The following is a 20191-nucleotide window of genomic DNA, read 5'->3' as shown; positions in this document are numbered from 1 at the left end:
CCATGCACCTGCTCAGGACCCAGCCCGGCGGTTTCGTGTCGGATGACAACATTGCCGACCTTGGACAAACCCCCGCCGAACTGGTGGTCCTGTGCAGCGGCGATTCCAGCCTGGCGCTGCTTGCCGAAGCGGCGCAGCAATTGCCCGACGATTACCCTGGCGTGCGACTGGCCAACCCGATGCAAGTGCAGAGCCATGCCTCGGTCGATTTGTATGTCGATGAAGTGCTGCGTCACGCCAAGGTGATCCTGATTTCGTTGCACGGCGGCATCGCCTATTGGCGTTATGGCATCGAGCGCCTGGTCGAGCTGTCGCAGCGCGGAGTGCAGGTGATTCTGGTGCCGGGTGATGATCGCCCGGACCCGGAGCTCAGTGACCTGAGCACCGTCGCTGCCGAGGATCGCGACCGGCTCTGGCAGTTTCTGCGCCAGGGCGGCATGGGCAACGCCCTCGATTTCTTCCGCTGCCTGGCCAACCGCTGGCTGGCCCGTGATTACACCTGGGGCGAGCCGCAAACCCTGCCACGCACGGCGATTTACCATCCGCACAAACACTGCGCCGCACTGAGGGACTGGCAGGCCGACTGGCACGCCGATCAACCGGTGGCGGCGGTGCTGTTTTACCGCTCGCACTTGCAGGCGGCGAACACCGCTTTCATTGATGTTTTTTGCCAGCGTTTACAGGCCGCGGGGTTGAATCCGTTGCCGATTGCGCTGGCCAGCCTGAAGGAACCCGGTTGTCTTTGCGTGGTCGAGGACTGGCTGGATGAGGCCAGCGTCTCGGTGATTTTGAACACCACCGGCTTCGCCCAGTCCAGCCCCGAAGCGCCGCACTTGCGGCCGTTCCGTCGCAATATTCCGGTGATCCAGGCGATTTGCGCCCAGGACAACGAACCGGGTTGGCGCGCCAGCGAACAGGGGCTTGGCCCTCGCGACCTGGCGATGCATATCGCGTTGCCCGAGCTGGACGGGCGCATCATCAGCCGACCGATCAGTTTCAAGGATCTTGCGTGGCGCAGTGAGCGCAGTCAGTCGGATGTGGTCTGCTACAGGCCGCAACCGGAACGCATGGACTTCGTTGCCGAACTGGCGCGGCGCTGGGTCGATCTGGCGCGGGTGCCCAATGGGGATAAACGCATTGCCTTGATTCTCGCCAATTACCCGACCCGCGATGGGCGCATCGGTAATGGCGTGGGCCTTGACACCCCGGCCGCCGCGCTGAATATCCTGCGGGCGCTGCATACCGAAGGTTATCCGTTGCCGGCTGAATTGCCGGACAGCGGCACCGCGCTGATCCAGCAGTTGCTCGGCGGCGTCAGCAACGATCTCGAGACCCTCGACCTGCGTCCGTGCCAGCAAAGCCTGGGGATGGAGGATTATCTGGCGATGTTCAACGCATTGCCCGAAGCCAATCGCGCGGCGGTGCTCGAACGTTGGGGGGCGCCGGAGAACGACCCGATGTGCCGCAGCGGACGGATGATGATCGCCGGCCTGCGATTTGGCCTGACCTTCGTCGGCATTCAGCCGGCGCGGGGTTATCAGGTCGACCCGAGCGCGGTGTATCACGACCCGGACCTGGTGCCGCCTCACGGCTACCTGGCGTTTTACTTCTGGCTGCGCAACACCTACGGCGCCCACGGCGTGATCCACGTCGGCAAGCACGGCAACCTCGAATGGCTGCCGGGCAAAGGCGTGGGGCTCTCGGAAAACTGCTGGCCGGACGCGCTGCTCGGGCCGCTGCCGAACATCTATCCGTTCATCGTCAACGACCCGGGTGAGGGCGCCCAGGCCAAACGGCGTACCCAGGCGGTGATCATCGATCACTTGATGCCCCCGCTGACCCGCGCCGAAACCTACGGCCCGCTGCGTAACCTCGAACTGTTGGCCGACGAGTATTACGAAGCGCAGTTGCTCGATCCGCGCCGTGCCCGCGAGTTGCAGCGCGACATCCTGCAACTGGTGCGCGACACCCACATCGACCGTGAACTGCAACTGGATGAACAACTCGACAGCGATGCCGACGCGGCAATCTGGTTGCCGCGACTCGACACTTACCTGTGCGATTTGAAAGAGTCGCAGATCCGCGACGGCCTGCATGTGTTCGGTGAATCACCGACCGGTCGATTGCGCATCGATACCCTCCTGGCATTGCTGCGCATCCCGCGAGGCGATGGCCGGGGCGCGCAGTCGAGTCTGCTGCGTGCATTGGCCAAGGCCTTCGGGCTGGGGTTCGATCCACTGGATTGCGCGCTGGCCGAGCCTTGGGCCGGGCCGCGTCCCGAACCACTTTTGCTTATCAGCGACGAGACTTGGCGCACGGCGGGCGATACCCGCGAACGCCTGGAACTGTTTGCCGCGCAGTTGATTTCGGACGCGTTGAATACAGAGGCTCAAACCACACCAATCCTCTCTGGGAGCGGGCTTGTGTGGCGAGGGGGCTTGCCCCCGTTGGGTCGCGTAGCGACCCCAAAAAAAGGGACTGCTGCGCAGTCCGACGGGGGCAAGCCCCCTCGCCACAAAGGCTCGCTCCTACAGGAGGCGGACTGGATTGAGGTACAAGCCATTATCGATGGTTTGCGTGACGTCATCGCCCCGCGTCTGGACGCCTGCGGTCCGGCGGAAATGCGCGGATTGCTCGATGCCCTGGGCGGTCGCTTCGTCCCGGCCGGTCCCAGCGGTGCGCCGAGTCGTGGTCGTCTGGACGTGCTGCCCACCGGACGCAACTTCTACTCGGTGGATGTACGCAACCTGCCGACCACCACGGCGTGGCGCATCGGGTTCCAGTCGGCCAACCTGATTCTCGAACGGCACCTGCAAGACCACGGCGATCATTTGCGCCAGCTCGGCCTGTCGGTGTGGGGCACTGCGACCATGCGCACCGGTGGCGATGATATTGCTCAGGCGATGGCGCTGATGGGCGTGCGTCCGGTCTGGGCCACCGGCAGCCAGCGGGTCGATGATTTCGAGATTCTGCCGTTGAGTTTGCTCGATCGTCCGCGGGTGGACGTGACTTTGCGCGTGTCGGGTTTCTTCCGTGACGCCTTTGCCAATCTGATTCGCTTGTTCGACGCGGCGGTGCAAGCGGTGGCCGACCTCGATGAGCCGGACGACCTCAACCCGTTGGCGGCCAAGGTACGCGCCGAGCGCGCAACCTTGCTGCAGTCAGGGCTCGATGAAGACGCTGCGCGGCGTCAGGCCGGCTGGCGGATTTTCGGGGCCAAACCGGGTGCCTACGGCGCGGGCGTGCAGGGCGCCATCGACGGTCGCCTGTGGCAGAGCCGCGAGGACCTGGCCGAGGTTTACCTCAACTGGGGCGGCTACGCTTATGGCGGTTCCGACGAAGGCACCGCTGCCCGCGATCAGTTCAGCCAGCGCCTGAGCCAGGTACAGGCCGTGTTGCAAAACCAGGATAACCGCGAGCACGATTTGCTCGACTCCAACGATTACTACCAGTTCCAGGGCGGCATGCTCGCGGCGGTGGAAAGCCTGAAAGGCGAGGCGGCGGCCAGCTATCATGGCGACCACAGCCAGCCGGACCTGCCGAAGATTCGCACCCTGAAGGAAGAGCTGAACCGGGTGATCCGCTCCCGGGCGGCCAACCCGAAGTGGCTGGAAGGCGTCAAGCGTCACGGCTACAAAGGTGCGTTCGAAATGGCTGCGACGGTCGACAACCTGTTTGCCTTCGATGCCACCACGCAGTTGATCGACGATCACCAGTACGCGTTGCTGGCCGATGCCTACTTGCTTGACCCGGACACCCGGGATTTTGTCCGCGAACACAATCCCCATGCCTTGCGCGACATGACCGAGCGCATGCTCGAGGCGCAACAGCGGGGGATGTGGAAGGAGCCCGGCGAGTACCGTGAGGCGCTGGAAAACCTGTTGCTCGATATAGAAGAAGACAGCTAATCACCGCAAACCCTGTGGGAGCGGGCTTGCCCGCGAAGAGGCCAGCACATTCGATGCAGCTTTATTGGCTGGAACACCGCTTTCGCGGGCAAGCCCGCTCCCACAGGGATTGGGGCGCCTGTGAGATCACCGACCATGACCGAGATAAAACAATGACCGACACCCCGCATTTCCCACTCTCCGCCGTGGTCGGCGCCGACGATTTGAAGCTGGCCCTGTACCTGACCGCCATCGACCCGAAAATCGGCGGCGTGCTGATCGAAGGCCCGCGGGGCATGGCCAAGTCAACCCTGGCCCGTGGTCTGGCGGACCTGTTGGCCAGCGGTCAGTTCGTCACATTGCCATTGGGCGCCACCGAGGAGCGCCTGGTTGGCACCCTCGATCTCGACGCGGCGCTGGGCGAAGGTCGCGCACAGTTTTCGCCCGGCGTACTGGCCAAGGCCGATGGTGGCGTGCTCTACGTCGACGAGGTCAATCTATTGCCTGATCACCTCGTTGATCTGCTGCTCGATGTGGCTGCCAGCGGCACCAATCTGGTGGAGCGCGACGGCATTTCCCATCGGCACTCGGCGAAGTTCGTGCTGATTGGCACCATGAACCCGGAAGAGGGTGAACTGCGTCCGCAACTGCTTGACCGATTCGGCTTGAACGTCGCCCTCGGTGGACACACCGTGCCGGCCGAGCGCGGTCAGATCATCCGCCGTCGCCTGGATTTCGACAGCGATCCGCAAGGTTTCTGCGCCGAATGGGAAACCGCGCAGGCGTCTCTGCGCGAACGTTGCCAGAACGCACGCAACGCGCTGGCAAACATTCCCCTCGACGACCAGGCGCTGGCACACATCACCGAGCGCTGCTTTGCCGCTGGTGTCGATGGCTTGCGCGCGGACCTGGTCTGGCTGCGCGCCGCCCGTGCGCACGCCGCCTGGCGCGGGGCTAACGCCATCGCCGAGGAAGATATCGACGCCGTGGCCGAGTTCGCCTTGCGCCATCGTCGTCGCGAGCATTTACCACCGGCGCCGCAGCCATCCCAGACTGCGCAACCCTCAGCACCGCAGAACGCCAACCCGAGCGAAGGGCAGGGCCAGTGGGGCGAGTTGCCTGCCCAGGCGCTGGCGGTCGGCGCACGACGTGAAGTGCCGAGCTGGCCAAAAAAGCCCTAGGCATTCGCCCTCGCTCCAACGCGGGGGCGAATGCCAGACCCCGTGCCGGGCGGCTGGACCACGGCAAACAGGGCAAACGTCACGCAGCCCGCAGCGGCTCGGTCAACTGGCCTGGCACTTTGCTCAATGGCCGACCGCGTCAGCGCGACGACCTGTTGTTTCACCTGCGTACGCGTTCGCCCCATGAACTGTGGCTGGTGATCGTCGATGCCTCGGCATCGACCCGCCGTCATCAGGCATTGAGCGATGCCAAGGGCTTGCTGGCGCAGTTGTTCGACGACGCCTATCGCCAGCGCGCGCGACTGGCGTTGCTCACGGCCAGCGGTGCTGCACCCAAGTGGCAGGTGCAGGGATTGAAGGCCTCGACCGGGTTGCGCCTTTGGCTCGATGGCCTTGGCGCCGGTGGCGGCACGCCGTTGCTCGCGGCATTGAGCGAAGCGGGGCAATGGCTTGCCGCACGGCACAAGCGTTTTCCGGCAGAGCAGCAGCGCTTGTTGCTGGTGACCGATGGCCGGCTGAAGGACTGGCCGTTGCTGCCGACGCTGGAGTGCCCGGGGCTATTGATCGACATCGAGCGCGGGCCGATTCGGCTTGGGCGCAGCAGGGTGCTGGCGGCGCAGTTGCAGGCCGAGTATCGGCATATCGATGAGCTGTTGCTTGGCTGAGTTCTGGGTTGTTCATGCCGCCGTCTTCGCGGGCAAGTCGGATCGCCGCACCGCCGCTCCCACAGTGGTTGGCGTTGTACACAAAATTTGTGTTCAGCGCCGAAACGTGTGGGAGCGGGCTTGCCCGCGAAAGCGGTGGGTCAGGCAACATCAAATTTGAATCATTTGCCCATCGCCTGCCGATACTGCCGGGTACGCTTGCCAATGTATAACCGGTCGAGAATCAACGCCCACAACGCCGAGACTTCAGGTCGGGTTTTGCGCCCGCGGCTCAAGCGATTCAGTTGAAACTTGACCACCGCCATGCTCGCCAGCGCCGCCAGGGGCTTGCGCTTCCAGCGGATCGGCGGCAGCTGCGGATGGCTGTCCCGGCCTTCGCGCCAGTGCTTGACCAGGTGCGGTTCCACGGCCAATGCGGTGCCGATCCCTACCATGGCGAGTCCGCTGTCGAGCACCTGTTCGACGATCGCCAAACGGCGGATCCCGCCGGTCACCATTACCGGCATGCGCGCTACGCTGGCCAGTTCACTGGCCATTTCCAGAAAGTATGCCTCTCGCGCCAGGGTCCGGCCATCGCGCGCTTCGCCTTGCATGGCCGGTGCTTCGTAACTGCCGCCGGAGAGTTCCAGCAGGTCGATCGCTTGTTCGTTTAGCCACTGGATCACTTGTCGCGCATCATCGGCATCGAAACCGCCGCGCTGGAAGTCCGCTGAATTGAGCTTCACCGATACACAAAATTGTGGCGACACCGCTTGGCGAACCGCGTCGACGACGGACAACAACAGACGTGCACGATTTTCCAGGGAGCCGCCCCACTGATCGGTGCGCCGATTGGTGAGCGGCGAAAGGAACTGGCTGATCAGGTAGCCGTGGGCAGCGTGGATCTGCACGCCGGTAAAACCGGCTTTCTCGGCCAGTGCGGCGCTGGTGGCGAAGCGTCGGATCACCTCCTGGATGTCGTCCTCGCTCATGGGCTTGGGTTCGGCGAACATCTTCGAGAACTGGCCCAGGTCCAGCGCAACCGCCGACGGCGCCAAGGCTTGCTGGCCAAGGTTGGCCATAGTCTGACGGCCAGGATGGTTGAGCTGCACCCAGAAGTGCGCACCGCCAGCCCGGCCGACACTGGCCCACTGGCGAAAGCGCTCCAGGTGGCGCTCGTCTTCCAGCGCTACACCGCCGGGGCCGGTCATGGCGCGGCGGTCGATCATCACGTTGCCGGTCAGCAACAAGCCGGCTTCGCCCTCGGCCCAGGCCTGATACAAGCGCAACAGCGCCTGGTCGGGCACCTGATCGGTGTCGGCGAGGTTCTCTTCCATCGCCGCTTTGGCAATGCGATTGCCGATGGTCTGGCCGTTGGGCAAATTCAAGATCTGGAAGGGCGACATGCTTGACTCCTCGTAGTGATGAGTAGAGGCTAAGCTTAAAGTTAACTTTAATGTCAAGCGGACAAATGAGGCCTTTATGAAAATTGGTGAATTGGCGCAGTTGAGTGGGCTGACCGCATCGCGCATCCGCTTTTATGAGTCTCAGGGGTTGATCCGGCAGGTCGAGCGTTCTTCCAACGGGTATCGGCGCTATTCGCAACAGGCGCTGCAAACCCTGCAACTCATCCAATGTGCACAACAAGCCGGCTTCAGCCTGGAGGAGCTAAAGCAGTTGCTGCCGGATAATGTGACGGGCGCGTTCAAGCACGATGAGTTGATGGCCGGCCTGCACCGCAAGATCGGGCAGATCGAAGAGATGCAACGGCACCTGGCCCATAGCAAGGCGCAGTTGCTGGGATGGATCGAAACCATTGAGGCCAGGCCCGAAGGCATGACCTGCGATGAAAATGCCGAGCGGGTGATGACGTCATTCAAGCACTAGGTCGGGCAGGGATACGACACCCCAGGTGGGAGCGAGCCTGCTCTCGATGGCGGCGTAATGGACGCCAGATAACTCAAGCCTGACGATGAAAGGTATACCGATCCTTGCCCGTATGCTTTGACTCATACAAGGCTTCATCGGCCTTGACCAGTGCCTGGTTCAGCGTGTCGCCGTCGAGCACCCGGGCCAGGCCGATGCTGATGGTCACCGGGTGCCTGGTGGCTTGCTCGCGCACCACCCGACACAACTCGCCTGCCAGCGCCTCGACGTCTTCATGGCGAACCCCGGCCAGGTAAATCGCGAACTCCTCGCCACCCAACCGCGCATATTCGTAGTGGGCCATCACCGACTTGATGTCCTGGGCGATGCGCTTGAGCACTTCGTCGCCAATGTCATGACCATAGACGTCGTTGACCTTTTTGAAATTGTCGATATCGACCATCGCCAGGTAGTGGTCGTTTTCCCGTGGCACCGTGTGCAATTGTTGGTTGGCGCGGGTCATGAACGAGCGGCGATTGGGGATTTCGGTGAGCGTGTCGATGTAGGCCTGGTCCAGTAGCAGCTTGGACATGATGAAGTTGTAGAGCTTGGCCTTGCGTAGTGTCAGGAAGCTGTAGATGGTCAGGCCGCAGATGAATGTCGAGTAACTGAGGGCCATCACGCCCTTCAGTTCAAAGTGTTCGATTCCTGTGTTGTAGAAGGGATTGAGAAACCACCAGGTGACAATTTGTGCGGTAAAGAATGACCAGCGGCTCAATGGCAATACTGACGCTGTAAACAGGGCGGTCGAAGCCGCCAGCAGCAACCAGGCGGGTTGGTGATCGTTGGGCAGACCTTCGGTAAGCAACCGTGTGCCGAACGCAATGGTGAGTACGAACAGCAGGTTGAGCCACTGGAAATGCCGGGCGTCGCGGACAAACAGCAGGATGATCACGAGGATCGCAAAGACGCCGAAAAACACCAGCGAACGCCAGGTGAATGGCTGTCCGCCGATGAAACTGAGGATCAGGTCATAAGCAATCCAGACGGCAATGCTGGCGATGTAGATCAGTACGCAGAAGGTGCGTAGCCGATCAAATTCATGCTGGAGAAATTCGGCTTTGAGCTTGGCCGGCGCCGATTTCTTCAGCACTTCATCTTCAATGGTTTTGTACATCGCCGACCTTGCTGCTGTGCTGGTTGTCGAGAATCACCTTACCCCAGGGCCGGTAGCGCAGGGAGAAAACCGACGTCGGGTGGCAACCCGGCGATGAGGTTTGCGGGGGCATCGGTTCGGCACGGAAGGGTTGCCCGGCCGTGCTGGTTTGCCGGAACGCTTCCCTGACGATACCGATGGAGCAGGGCAGTGCATTGGCATAGCCGTTGCGAACCAGGAGTGGCAAGCGCCCGGTGCCGGCGCCGTCCTGCCACCACACTTGAATCCCTGCGTTGGCCAATTCCCCCAGCCACTGGCCATTCACCTGTGGCGAAAGCTTGCCGACGTTGAACACGCTGATGTGCAACGGCGCGTCGAGCTGGTCAGCGAAATCTTTGAGCTGGCGTTGCAGGGTTTGCCGACGATCGAGCGGCAGAAAGTGCAGGTCATCCAGCTCCATGGGCAAGTACCAGCCGCTGACCGGCAGCTTCCACTCTTTGCGCAGTGTCTGCTGGCGGGCTAGCGACTGCCCCAGCTGCGTCTGCCAGTAGGTTGCCAACCCGGCGCTGTCCAGTTCATTGATGCGCTGGTAATAGGCCGGGTCCATGCGCAGCCCCAGTACCAGATTCAGGCCTTGGGCCCGGGCCAGTTTCAGGCTGCCGGCGAGCCAGCCATTGGCGCCGCCGAAGTCGGAGTCGCCATAGGCCGTCCATTGCACGATCACCGTGTGCGCGCCCTGGCGGGCGCTGTCCTGCCAGATCCGCTGCCATTGCGCCTGGCTCAGGCTGGCATCGGCATTGAGTGGCTGATAGAAAATCCGCTCGTCGGCATGGGCCGCCACGCCGCCCAGCAGCACGCATAAAGTCAGTAGTAGTCGCCTCATCAGAAATTCAACTCCACGCCCAGCAGCACGCCATTGGCGCCTTCATACAGATTGCCGCCCAAGGATTGCTGATACTCGGTGCGGACCGTCAGGTGCGCGCGATAGGCGTTGTAGATACTGTCGTTGAACCACCATTGCCAACGCAGGCCGAGACCGGTGCGCAGGTCCTGGCGCCAGTCGTTGCTCGGGTCCTGGCTGGCGAATTCGAGAAAACCGTACGGCATGAGCGTTTGTGCGCTGTTGAACGGCAATTTCCAGGTGTGCCCTTGCTGGAAGCGCGACAGCCATTGATGGTCGCCGGCCTTGGTCCACCACGCCGCGTCGAGATAGAGAAAACGTTCCTCCCAATCGCTTTCGTCGACGCGCCAGTCGTTGCGATAGCGCCCCTGATCGAGGAACGACGCGGTAGCGCGCAGAAGGTAGTCAGTGGTGGTGTGCCCATCCTCTCGATGATCCTCAGCCTGATCGTTGACCTTGTCGGGGATCAGCATCTGGCCCAGGCTCAAGCCGTGGTTGTCCTGATCATTGAACTGGCTTTGCTTGTAAACCTCGCCGTAGAAGTTGATGTTGGCCGTACCCCAGGGCTTGTAGCGCAAGCCCACGCCGGTGGCGATGGACTCTGCATAACTGGAGCGACTCTGGCCGCCGAGCAGCACCCGTCCGTAGGCCGACAGTGAACTGCCAGCGCGGCTCGGCTCTTCGCCGAGCGCATGGTCCCACATGGCCAGTTGCACGTTCTGCGAGGTCGTGCGCCGGCGAGCGCCGATGCTCTCATCGGGCCGCACGAAGTCGTTGGTCGAAACCCCGGCGGGTGACCAGGTACTGGCGAAGGTCAAGGTATCGCGGCGGGACAGGGATTCATGGGCGCGCCGCTGGCGATAGCGTCGGGCTTCCATACTGCCGTCCTCGTCGTCGGCCGCTATCGGGTTTTGCTCCAGATCGATCACGCGCTCCAGTTCCTTGCGCGCCGAGGCGCTGTCCTCGACCTCGTCATAGCGCCAGGCCAGGGTTTCGCCGAGGCGATAGTCTTCCGGGAAATCCCGGGTGGCGCGTTGCAGATAGGGGATGGCGCGGGCACGTTCCGCCTTGGTCCCGGCACCGGCCAGGCGTACGCCGTAGTCGGCGCGATAACGGGGGTTGCCCGGATCGCGACGCACGGCCTCGGCCAGCCATTCGGTACTTTGTTGCAGTTCGCCGGCCTTTTGCGCCGTGACCGAAGCCGAGTAGTAATGCTCGGCATCCGGCGCCAGTTGCAAGGCGGAACGCTGGCGCTGCAGCGCCAGCGTGTGATCGCCCCGGGCATCGGCAATCGCCGCGCCCAGCGCCCACTCATTGGCGCCACGGGTGCGGCTTTGTTGCCAGTAGCGTTCGGCTGTTTGCGTGTCGCCGATGTTCAGCGCGCCACGGCTGGCGGTGAGACGGGCATTGTCACTGAGTTCGGCGTCTGGAATGCTGCGCCAGATGGCCAGGGCAGCCGCCGAATCGCCGGCGGCTTCCAGGGCGTAAGCCAGTGGCAGGCGACTGTTTCGATCACCCAGTTTTTCGGCGGTCTGGTAATACACCACCGCTTCGCCGGGGCGCTCCGGCATCGCACAACGACCCAGGGCGCGGTAATCGCCTGCGGCTTGCGGATGATCGCCAATCGCCTGTTGAACCGCGCCGCACTGACCGTTTTCCGCCAATTGCGCGAGCAGTTGTCCGCGGGTGGCAGGGTCAACGCGGTTGAGCAATGAAACGATGCGTTGCTGTTGCGCCGCGGTCGGTGTCGTCGCGGCATACAGCCCCGCCAGGCGTTGCAACAGGGGCGTCGGCAGCTTGCCGCCGTGGCGGTCGTAAGCGCTCTCGAGCAACTGTTGCGCATGTTCCCGTTGGCCGGCATTCAGGGCCAGATAGGTGGCCTGATTCAGTGAGTCGAGGTTGCCGGTCTGCTGGTAATGCCGCTCCCAGAAGGTCGACGCTTCGCTGTTGCGACCCGCTGCCTGGAGCAGCTCGGCGCGGCGCTTGACCACGTCGGCGGTCTGCGGCTGGCCGGCGAGGTAAGCCATGACTTTGTCGCTGCGACCTTCATCCTGCCAGACGTCCAGCAGGCGTTCGCGGCGCCGGGTGTCCCAGGGCTCCGGCAAACGGGTTGCCTGCAGCAGATCGGTGGCCTGCAGGCGCTGCGCGAGGATCAGCCAGGCCTGCGGATTTTCATCGGGCCGGCAACTCTTCAGCTGGCTCAGTGCGGCTTGCGGATCGTGGCGCGACAGCCAGTCGGCGGTCTCCAGGCAGGGCCGCTGCAACTCCGCGCTCAAGCGTTGCACCGTGGCACTGTCACCGGTTTGCCGCGCCAGTTCCCACAGACGCTGGCGCTGCGCCGGGTCGGCAAGGTCGGCGGGCGGCAGCGATTGCATCCAGCGTTGCGCCTGCTGGATGTGACCCAGGGCGATCGCCCGGTCGACCATGGCCAGCCGAGCCTTGCGTGCGGCCTGCGGGCTGGGCGCTGTTTGTAGCAATTGCTGCAAGGGTTGTTCATCGAGGCGTTGCACGTAGGCGTTGGCCAGGCGTTGCCAGCCTTGCGCGTCGAGCTGATTCTTCGCGGCGAGCGGGGCCAGTTGTTCGATGGTGCCGTTCCAGTCGTGCAACTGCTCGGACCAGTTGGCCCGGGCCAGTTGCAGGATGCGTTGATCGCCCTTGGGCGCCAGTTGCGCCAACCAGTCATGGGCGCGCGCCGCGCCGCCGAACTTGGCCAGGCTCAGGCTGTAGGCCTGCCACAAACGGATACGCTGAGTGAGGTTGCTGGTTGCGATCCACTGTTCCACCTGGTCGCTGCCGGGCGGGTCCTGTTCGATCCAGGTCAGGCGCAGGTTGAGCAGGGCGTCGCTGTTGGCCGGATTGTCGGGCAACGCCTGCACCGCTTCCTTGTAGCGCCGTTGCCTGGCCAGTGATTGCACCAGCAGCGCCCGCGCTTCATCGTTGTTCGGCACTTTGCTCAGCAGGTGACGCATCAACTTTTCGACTTCGCCCCAGTTGCCTTTTTTCGCCTCACGGTAGCTGCGGTCCATGTAGGGATAACTGCGAAACTGCTCGAACTCGGTCAGCGGTTCGGCGTGCACACCAGTGGCCGAACTCAGGCTCAGCAGCAGGCTGCCCAGTAAAAGGGTGTAGCGGTGGCCGGCTGTCATGCGACCTCCCGGGCAATGCGGTAAGCCGCTTGTTGTTCGCTGGCCTGATCGGCCAGGGCTTGTTCGAGGATTTCCCGAGTGATCATGCCGCGTTCAATCAAGTGTTCGCCCAGAGACATTTTTTCCGCATCGAAATCGATCAACGCCTGATTGAACAGGGTTGGCGGCACCATGCCGCGTACTTGCAACAGATTGCCCAGCAGCACCTGGTGATGGCTGACGCGCTCGATCAGGTTTTCGTCGTCCTGATGTTGCTCAAGCACCTCGAGCATCTGATGGACTTCTTCGCTTTGACGAGGGCTGGCGTACCAGTAGCGGATCCCCAGCGTCACCCGGCCTTGTGGTGCAAGGCGGCAACGCACCGGGCGTTTCAGTTGACGGCTGATGGCGCCCAGGGACACCTGGCTCACCGGGCCTTCGGACGCCAGCACCAGGGTGTCGCCTTCTTCGGCAACCGGTAGCACACCGTAGTGCGTGGCAATCTTGCGGGGTACTGCAGCGATCAGGCGCTTGTCGAGTTTGAACGGATTCAGCGGTGCCCACTCCAGGTCCAGTTGTTCTGCCAGCTCTTGCACAAGCTGCGTGGTGTCGATGTGCCCGCGCAGCAGCAGTTCACGACCCAGGCGTCGACGCACAGGGTTGGTCACCGCCGCTTCGAGCTGCTCTTCGCTCAGCAAACCTTTTTCCACCAGTCGATGCCCGAGTGGGGTGCGCTGGGCCTGGGTCAAGGCGGGGAATTCGTGGGTGGTCTTGTCCCAGGCCACGCGGCGTGAGTCGCCCATCTCCATGACCTGACGCAGCGCGCGCAGGTTGGCGAAGAAGTTGACGAAGTTGCTCCACATCATTCGCGGGGCGGACAGCAGCCCTTCGACCAGACCGTAATAGCGAGTGACGAACCAGCCGCGCTGGAACAACCGATTGAGCAGCATCAGGCCATTGAGCCAGAGCAAGGTCGTCAGCAACGAACTGCCGGCAAGGATCGACGGATAACGCCAGGCGGTCGGAGAAATCACCGTCACCAGCCACATTGCCAACAGCACCACGAACAGCAGGTTGACGAGGAAACTCAACAGGTACGCAATCAAGCCGCGACGGTCGCGCCACAGGAAGTAATTGAGCAGGCCCTTGGGGCTCCAGCCGAGGTTCTTGGTACCCTGGAACACGATGCCGACGATCCAGCGCGACTTCTGCCGGATCGCGTGCTGCAAGTCCCGGGGAAAGTGCTCGCGCACGCAGATCACCTGGGAGAACGCGCGGTTCATGCCGAACACCCAGGGCTGCTCCAGCGCCAGTTTCGGATCGGTCACCGAATAGCGGGCGAAGATGCACTTCATGCCCTTTTGCTTGAGGCGAAAACCGATGTCGTAGTCTTCGGTCAGGCTCTGCACGTCGAAGGCGATACCGTCACCGTCCTCGAGCAGGGCACTGATCGCCTTGCGGCTGAAGCAGGTGCCGACCCCGGCGCTGGGCACTTGCCCGGTCAACGCTTCGCGCACGATGACGTCCTTGCCGTGGTTCTCGGCGAACTCGTCGACGTAGTGGCCGGCGGTGAAGCCTTTCCATTCCGGTGCGTAGGGGTAGACCGGAATCTGGATCAGGTCCTTGGCCGGCAGCAGATAGTTGAACAGGCGCAACTCCATGGGCGAGATCACGTCCTCGGCATCGTGCAGGATGAAGCCGGAGAACTGGATCTTTGCATCGCTTTCAAAGCGCAGGATGGCGTCGATCACGTTGTTCAGGCAGTCGGCCTTGCTGGTCGGGCCGGGGCGCGCGCACACCACTTTGTGCACGTTGGGATAATGCAGGCACACCGCATCGACGTCGGCCTGGGTCTCGGCGTCGTTGGGGTAGGTGCCGACGAAAATCTGGTAGTTCTCGTAGTCGATGGTCGAGGCGGCCAGGCGCGCCATTTCACCGACCACGCCGACTTCGTTCCACGCCGGCACCATGATCGCCAGGGGTTTTTCGCCGATGGTGTACAGCCGCTCTTCATCGGCGCGCTCGAATTTTTCATAGATCCGCCAGCGCCGGATCAGCTTGCGGGTCCAGTACACCAGGTCGATGAACAGGTCATCGAGCCCGAGGATGAACATCAGCAGGGCGAGGATAATCGCGAGGTATTTGAGTCCGAACAGTACGTAGGCAAAAAAATCGACCAACTCCAGGCTCATACGGCTTTTCCCGAGGCCGCGCGATGTTTGAGCCAGACGCCGAGACGATTGGCGATCCGTTCGCTGGCGTGGCCGTCGCCGTACGGGCTATGGATACGGCTCATGCGCTGGAACGTGGCCTGGTCATTGAGCAACAGGCAGGACTCCTTGACGATCCGGTCGGTGTCGGTGCCCACCAGCAGCACCGTTCCGCCTTCGAGCACCGATGGCCGCTCAGTGACATCGCGCAGTACCAGCAGCGGTTTGCCGATGGCCGGGGCTTCCTCCTGGATGCCGCCGGAATCGCTGAGGATGAAGTACGCACGCCCCATCAGCCAGACGAAATGCTGGTAGTCCTGCGGTGCCACCAGATAGATGTTGGGCTTGTCCGAAAGTACGCTGTACACCGCGTTTTGCACCTGCGGGTTGAGGTGCACCGGGTAGACGAACTGCACGTCGGGATAGCGTTGGGCGAGGGTGGCCAACGCCAGGCAGATGTTGCGGAAGCCACCGCCGAAATTTTCCCGGCGATGTCCGGTGATCAGCACCATGCGCCGGTTGTCGTCGAGTACCGCAAGCGGTGAGTCGGCGGCCGGGTGCCACTGGGTTTGCTGCTGGTGATTGCGCATCCACACCAGGGCGTCGATGACGGTGTTGCCAGTCACTTCGATATTGGCCTTGGGCACTCCTTCGCGCAGCAGGTTGTCTTCGCTCTTGGTGGTCGGTGCGAAATGCAGGTCGGCGATAACGCCGGTCAGGTGCCGGTTGGCTTCCTCCGGCCAGGGTGCGCGCAAATTGCCGGTACGCAAGCCGGCCTCGACATGGCCGATGGGTATCTGGCGATTGAAGGCGGCGAGGGCGGCAATGAAGCTGGTGGTGGTGTCGCCGTGCACCAGCACGATGTCCGGCTGCACTCGCTCGTAGGCTTTGTCGAGATGCCCCAGCAATTGTTCGGAGAGGCCATTGAGGGTCTGGCCCTGGGTCATCACCTGCAAGTCTTCGTCGACCGTCAATTGGAAAGAGTCGAGCACTTGCTTGAGCATTTCCCGGTGCTGGCCGGTGGAGCAGATGTTCAGATCGATTCCGGGCCAGTTACGCAGGACCCGAGCCAGCGGCGCCATCTTGATGGCCTCCGGACGCGTGCCGAAAACCATCATGACCTTAAAAGACATTAACCCTCCTTGAATATCGTGAAAGGCTGGCGCATCAGGTGGCCAGCTGCAGTTCATAACCTGTCTAGAACTTGAATAAAGCAGCCGGAACCGGGGTTGTCCAATCCGGTTCTGGGCATGTTGGCGGTCGATCACCAGCACGGTGGCGATGGCCAGTAGAGGCAATAGGATGGCCAATAGCCAAAAAAATTCCCCGGGTGATTGCAGATAAGCGGGATTAGAGATGAATCCTTTAAGCAGAAGCGGTTGGGCAGTCCGTTTACGAGGCCATTTTCCTGGTTGTTTTCAGTTCGGGTCCTTGCAGTCGGCCGGCGGTGTGCACCCGCTTGGGGCCCGGCTACCCGTGCCTTGTAGCCAAAGGTAGCGCTCCTTTGCGTGGTGATGGGTAACGCTTGCTGCCCCGTGTTTGGCCATCTTGTTGATTGTGTTGAATTTTCAAATGCACTGGGAAACGCCTGGCGTCCTGTGGCACACTTTCTGCTGTCTATTCCGTTGTTACATACCTAGTTCCGGTATAGCGGAATACACATCACCCTGGAGTGCTTGCCATGCATCGCCGACCTTCCTTGTTCAAAGCGTGTGTTTTTCTGTTCGCGGCTACCGCCGCTGCCATGGGCGTGGCCCAGGCGGCGGACAGCAAGCTCGATAGCGTTCTGGCCCGCGGCAAATTGATTGTTGGTACCGGCAGCACCAACGCGCCGTGGCACTTTCAGGGTGCGGATGGCAAGTTGCAGGGTTTCGATATCGATATCGGGCACATGATCGCCAAGGGTTTGTTCAACGACCCGGACAAGGTCGAGTATGTGGTGCAGTCGTCCGATGCGCGGATTCCCAACCTGCTGACCGACAAGGTCGACATCAGCTGCCAGTTCATTACCGTGACGGCCAGCCGTGCGCAGCAAGTGGCGTTCACCCTGCCGTACTACCGCGAAGGTGTCGGCCTGCTGCTGCCGGCGAACAGCAAGTACAAGGAAATCGACGACATGAAAGCCGCCGGTGACAGTCTCACCGTGGCGGTGCTGCAAAACGTCTATGCCGAAGAACTGGTGCACCAGGCGCTGCCCAAGGCCAAGGTCGATCAATACGACAGCGTGGACCTGATGTACCAGGCCGTGAACTCCGGCCGCGCCGACGCGGCGGCCACCGACCAGTCTTCGGTGAAATACCTGATGGTGCAGAACCCTGGCCGTTATCGCAGCCCGGCCTACGCCTGGAGCCCGCAGACCTATGCGTGCGCGGTGAAACGCGGCGATCAGGACTGGCTGAACTTCGTCAACACCACCCTGCATGAAGCCATGACCGGCGTGGAGTTCCCGACGTACGCGGCGTCGTTCAAGCAATGGTTCGGTGTAGACCTGCCAACCCCAGCCATCGGTTTTCCCGTCGAATTCAAATGATCCCGTGAGAGTGGGGCGCCGCTGAGCGCCCCGCTCAAGGTACTGCTGACCATGAACTATCAGTTGAACTTTGCCGCCGTGTGGCGCGATTTCGACACCTTGCTGGCGGGGCTCGGCATGGGCCTTGAACTGGCGCTGCTGTCGATCGCCATCGGCTGCGTGATCGGCCTGATGATGGCGTTTGCCTTGCTGTCCAGGCACCGCGCATTGCGGGTGCTGGCGTCGGTGTATGTCACGGTGATTCGTAACACGCCGATCCTGGTGTTGATCCTGTTGATTTACTTTGCGCTGCCGAGCCTGGGGATCAGGCTGGACAAGATCCCCTCGTTCATCATCACCCTGTCGCTGTATGCCGGGGCGTACCTGACCGAAGTGTTCCGTGGCGGTTTGCTGAGCATTCCCAAGGGCCTGCGTGAAGCAGGGTTGGCCATTGGCCTGGGCGAGTGGCAGGTCAAGGCCTACGTCAACGTGCCGGTGATGCTGCGCAATGTATTGCCGGCGCTGTCGAACAACTTCATTTCGCTGTTCAAGGACACCTCGCTGGCGGCCGCGATTGCCGTACCGGAGCTGACCTATTACGCGCGCAAGATCAACGTCGAGAGCTACCGGGTGATTGAAACCTGGCTGGTGACCACGGCGCTGTATGTGGCGGCCTGTTACCTCATTGCCATTATGCTGCGTTACCTCGAACAGCGTCTGGCGATTCGCCGATAGGAGGCCCCATGTACGAATCCCCCAGTTGGTTGCATGAGTTGTGGGTGGCACGGGAAGTGCTGTGGCAAGGCTTCCTGACCAGTGTCCAAGTGTCGGTGCTGGCGATTTTGCTCGGCACGCTCGTTGGCGTTGTCACCGGTCTGGTGCTGACCTACGGCAAGTTCTGGATGCGCGCGCCGTTTCGTTTTTATGTCGATGTGATTCGCGGCACGCCGGTGTTCGTGCTGGTGCTGGCGTGCTTCTACATGGCACCGGCACTCGGCTGGCAGATCAGCGCGTTCCAGGCCGGTGCGCTGGGTTTGACGCTGTTCTGCGGCTCCCATGTCGCCGAGATCGTGCGCGGTGCGTTGCAGGCATTGCCGCGCGGGCAGATGGAGGCGAGCAAGGCTATCGGCCTGACGTTCTACCAGGCGCTCGGTTACGTGCTGTTGCCCCAGGCGTTGCGGCAGATCCTGCCGACCTGGGTCAACTCGTCCACCGAGATCGTCAAGGCCTCGACCCTGTTGTCGGTGATCGGCGTAGCGGAATTGCTGCTCAGTACCCAGCAGATCATTGCCCGGACGTTCATGACCCTGGAGTTTTACCTGTTCGCCGGTTTCCTGTTCTTCGTCATCAACTACGGCATCGAGTTACTCGGCCGGCACATTGAAAAGCGGGTGGCTTTGCCATGACTCAGACTCAAACCAATGCACAAAACGGCCAACCGCTGCTGGACATTCGCGGCCTGCACAAGCGTTACGACCAGCTCGAAGTGCTCAAGGGCGTCGACCTGAGCATGCAGCGCGGCAATGTGGTGACGCTGATCGGCTCCAGCGGTTCGGGCAAGACCACGCTGCTGCGCTGCGTGAACATGCTTGAAGAGTTCCAGGGCGGGCAGATCCTGCTCGACGGTGAATCGATCGGTTATGACGAGGTCAACGGCAAACGCATTCGCCACCCGGAAAAAGTCATTGCCCGCCATCGCGCCATGACCGGCATGGCGTTCCAGCAGTTCAACCTGTTCCCGCACCTGACGGCCTTGCAGAACGTCACCCTGGGCCTGCTCAAGGTGAAGAAGCTGCACAAGGACGAGGCCGTGGCCCTGGCCGAGAAATGGCTGGAGCGCGTTGGCCTGCTGGAACGACGCGATCACTTTCCCGGTCAGTTGTCTGGCGGTCAGCAGCAGCGCGTGGCGATCGCCCGGGCGATTGCGATGAACCCGAGCCTGATGCTGTTCGACGAAGTGACCTCGGCCCTCGACCCGGAACTGGTGGGCGAAGTGTTGAGCGTGATCAAGGGCCTGGCCGAAGACGGTATGACCATGCTGCTGGTGACCCACGAAATGCGCTTTGCGTTCGAGGTTTCGGACAAGATCGTATTCATGAATCAGGGGCGCATCGAAGAGCAGGGGCCGCCCAAGGAACTGTTCGAACGCCCGCAGTCGCCACGACTGGCAGAATTTCTCAAAAGCACCCGTTTTTGATCCTTCAATTTTCAATCAGGAGAAACACTCATGAGCATTACTCGTTACGGCACCGGCAGCACCGCCGCTGGCGGTCAGCCTCGCCCTTTCGCCCGCGCCGTTGAAGCCGATGGCTGGCTGCACGTTTCCGGGCAGGTGCCGGCGGTGGACGGCGAGATCATTACTGGCGGCATTGTCGAACAGACCCACCAGACCATGAAGAACCTGATCGCCATTCTGCAAGAGGCCGGTTATGGCCTCGAAGACGTGGTGCGTGCTGGCGTGTGGCTGGAGGATCCGCGGGATTTCACGAGTTTCAACAAGGTCTTCTCCGAGTACTTCAAACCCGAGCACGCCCCGGCGCGGGCCTGCGTTCAGGCGAACATGATGGTCGACTGCAAGGTCGAGATCGACTGTATTGCGTACAAGAAAAAGGCTTGAACCGAGTCGCGCCCATCGCGGGCAAGCCACGCTCCCACATTTGGAATGCATTTCCCTGTGGGAGCGAGCCTGCTCGCGAAGGCGGCCTAACAGTC

General features: G+C 62.1%; 15 protein-coding genes. 9 read left to right on the top strand and 6 right to left on the bottom strand.

Annotated features, from left to right (window positions below; all coding sequences use genetic code 11):
* Positions 1-2 precede the first annotated feature (2 nt).
* From cobN to AC3IX1_RS15655, 3 genes are all read left to right on the top strand, one after another.
* On the top strand, positions 3-3908 hold the full coding sequence (gene cobN / locus AC3IX1_RS15665; protein ID WP_489384853.1) for a cobaltochelatase subunit CobN: 3906 nt from the start codon (positions 3-5) through the stop codon (positions 3906-3908).
* A gap of 152 nt (positions 3909-4060) precedes the next feature.
* Positions 4061-5068: a magnesium chelatase ATPase subunit I gene (locus AC3IX1_RS15660; protein WP_489384852.1), complete on the top strand. Its 1008-nt coding sequence runs from the start codon at positions 4061-4063 to the stop codon at positions 5066-5068.
* A 119-nt stretch (positions 5069-5187) separates the two neighbouring features.
* Positions 5188-5733: a vWA domain-containing protein gene (locus AC3IX1_RS15655; RefSeq protein ID WP_489384851.1), complete on the top strand. Its 546-nt coding sequence runs from the start codon at positions 5188-5190 to the stop codon at positions 5731-5733.
* Between the two features lie 161 nt (positions 5734-5894).
* Here the strand turns inward: AC3IX1_RS15655 and AC3IX1_RS15650 are convergent, their stop codons facing one another.
* A complete protein-coding gene (locus tag AC3IX1_RS15650) occupies positions 5895-7118 on the bottom strand; it encodes an NADH:flavin oxidoreductase/NADH oxidase family protein (RefSeq protein WP_489384850.1) in 1224 nt (407 codons plus the stop codon).
* A gap of 76 nt (positions 7119-7194) precedes the next feature.
* Between AC3IX1_RS15650 and AC3IX1_RS15645 the strand changes: the two genes are divergently transcribed.
* A complete protein-coding gene (locus AC3IX1_RS15645) occupies positions 7195-7599 on the top strand; it encodes a MerR family transcriptional regulator (RefSeq protein ID WP_489384849.1) in 405 nt (134 codons plus the stop codon).
* 73 nt (positions 7600-7672) lie between these two features.
* Here the strand turns inward: AC3IX1_RS15645 and AC3IX1_RS15640 are convergent, their stop codons facing one another.
* The 5 genes from AC3IX1_RS15640 to wecB are packed head-to-tail and all read right to left on the bottom strand — an operon-like array spanning position 7673 to position 16103.
* The gene (locus AC3IX1_RS15640) at positions 7673-8755 is read right to left on the bottom strand and encodes a GGDEF domain-containing protein (RefSeq protein ID WP_489384848.1); all 1083 of its coding nucleotides are present in this window, start codon (positions 8753-8755) and stop codon (positions 7673-7675) included.
* On the bottom strand, positions 8739-9617 hold the full coding sequence (locus AC3IX1_RS15635; RefSeq protein WP_489384847.1) for a DUF4434 family protein: 879 nt from the start codon (positions 9615-9617) through the stop codon (positions 8739-8741). The genes AC3IX1_RS15640 and AC3IX1_RS15635 overlap by 17 nt, the downstream gene beginning before the upstream one ends.
* Entirely contained in the window at positions 9617-12781 is a 3165-nt protein-coding gene (locus AC3IX1_RS15630) for an NfrA family protein (protein WP_489384846.1), read from the bottom strand. Before AC3IX1_RS15630 ends, AC3IX1_RS15635 begins: the two co-directional genes overlap by 1 nt.
* Positions 12778-14952 (bottom strand): cyclic di-3',5'-guanylate-activated glycosyltransferase NfrB, encoded by a 2175-nt coding sequence (gene nfrB, locus AC3IX1_RS15625; RefSeq protein WP_489384845.1) that lies wholly within the window; start codon positions 14950-14952, stop codon positions 12778-12780. Before nfrB ends, AC3IX1_RS15630 begins: the two co-directional genes overlap by 4 nt.
* On the bottom strand, positions 14949-16103 hold the full coding sequence (wecB, locus tag AC3IX1_RS15620; RefSeq protein ID WP_489384844.1) for a non-hydrolyzing UDP-N-acetylglucosamine 2-epimerase: 1155 nt from the start codon (positions 16101-16103) through the stop codon (positions 14949-14951). Before wecB ends, nfrB begins: the two co-directional genes overlap by 4 nt.
* Positions 16104-16651: 548 nt before the next feature.
* Between wecB and AC3IX1_RS15615 the strand changes: the two genes are divergently transcribed.
* The 5 genes from AC3IX1_RS15615 to AC3IX1_RS15595 are packed head-to-tail and all read left to right on the top strand — an operon-like array spanning position 16652 to position 20096.
* Entirely contained in the window at positions 16652-17500 is an 849-nt protein-coding gene (locus AC3IX1_RS15615) for a transporter substrate-binding protein (protein WP_489384843.1), read from the top strand.
* 51 nt (positions 17501-17551) lie between these two features.
* Positions 17552-18214 (top strand): amino acid ABC transporter permease, encoded by a 663-nt coding sequence (locus AC3IX1_RS15610; protein WP_489384842.1) that lies wholly within the window; start codon positions 17552-17554, stop codon positions 18212-18214.
* Between the two features lie 8 nt (positions 18215-18222).
* Entirely contained in the window at positions 18223-18885 is a 663-nt protein-coding gene (locus AC3IX1_RS15605; protein ID WP_046038470.1) for an amino acid ABC transporter permease, read from the top strand.
* Complete coding sequence (locus AC3IX1_RS15600; protein ID WP_489384841.1) at positions 18882-19676, top strand: amino acid ABC transporter ATP-binding protein; 795 nt, start codon at positions 18882-18884, stop codon at positions 19674-19676. The genes AC3IX1_RS15605 and AC3IX1_RS15600 overlap by 4 nt, the downstream gene beginning before the upstream one ends.
* A gap of 30 nt (positions 19677-19706) precedes the next feature.
* Positions 19707-20096, top strand: coding sequence for a RidA family protein (locus AC3IX1_RS15595; RefSeq protein ID WP_047529738.1), 390 nt, complete (start codon positions 19707-19709; stop codon positions 20094-20096).
* The last annotated feature ends 95 nt before the right edge of the window (positions 20097-20191 follow it).

The organism is Pseudomonas sp. KH_046_2 (assembly GCF_057838985.1).
The sequence above is the reverse complement of the archived record's forward strand: the minus strand, read 5'-3'. Positions and strand labels throughout refer to the sequence as shown.

Bases quoted from the DNA above. Each gene is read 5' to 3' on its own strand.
- cobN (WP_489384853.1), top strand. From the start codon at position 3: ATGCACCTGCTCAGGACCCAGCCCGGCGGTTTCGTGTCGGATGACAAC.
- AC3IX1_RS15660 (WP_489384852.1), top strand. From the start codon at position 4,061: ATGACCGACACCCCGCATTTCCCACTCTCCGCCGTGGTCGGCGCCGAC.
- AC3IX1_RS15650 (WP_489384850.1), bottom strand. From the start codon at position 7,118: ATGTCGCCCTTCCAGATCTTGAATTTGCCCAACGGCCAGACCATCGGC.
- AC3IX1_RS15645 (WP_489384849.1), top strand. From the start codon at position 7,195: ATGAAAATTGGTGAATTGGCGCAGTTGAGTGGGCTGACCGCATCGCGC.
- AC3IX1_RS15640 (WP_489384848.1), bottom strand. From the start codon at position 8,755: ATGTACAAAACCATTGAAGATGAAGTGCTGAAGAAATCGGCGCCGGCC.
- AC3IX1_RS15635 (WP_489384847.1), bottom strand. From the start codon at position 9,617: ATGAGGCGACTACTACTGACTTTATGCGTGCTGCTGGGCGGCGTGGCG.
- AC3IX1_RS15630 (WP_489384846.1), bottom strand. From the start codon at position 12,781: ATGACAGCCGGCCACCGCTACACCCTTTTACTGGGCAGCCTGCTGCTG.
- nfrB (WP_489384845.1), bottom strand. From the start codon at position 14,952: ATGAGCCTGGAGTTGGTCGATTTTTTTGCCTACGTACTGTTCGGACTC.
- wecB (WP_489384844.1), bottom strand. From the start codon at position 16,103: ATGTCTTTTAAGGTCATGATGGTTTTCGGCACGCGTCCGGAGGCCATC.
- AC3IX1_RS15615 (WP_489384843.1), top strand. From the start codon at position 16,652: ATGCATCGCCGACCTTCCTTGTTCAAAGCGTGTGTTTTTCTGTTCGCG.
- AC3IX1_RS15610 (WP_489384842.1), top strand. From the start codon at position 17,552: ATGAACTATCAGTTGAACTTTGCCGCCGTGTGGCGCGATTTCGACACC.
- AC3IX1_RS15605 (WP_046038470.1), top strand. From the start codon at position 18,223: ATGTACGAATCCCCCAGTTGGTTGCATGAGTTGTGGGTGGCACGGGAA.
- AC3IX1_RS15600 (WP_489384841.1), top strand. From the start codon at position 18,882: ATGACTCAGACTCAAACCAATGCACAAAACGGCCAACCGCTGCTGGAC.
- AC3IX1_RS15595 (WP_047529738.1), top strand. From the start codon at position 19,707: ATGAGCATTACTCGTTACGGCACCGGCAGCACCGCCGCTGGCGGTCAG.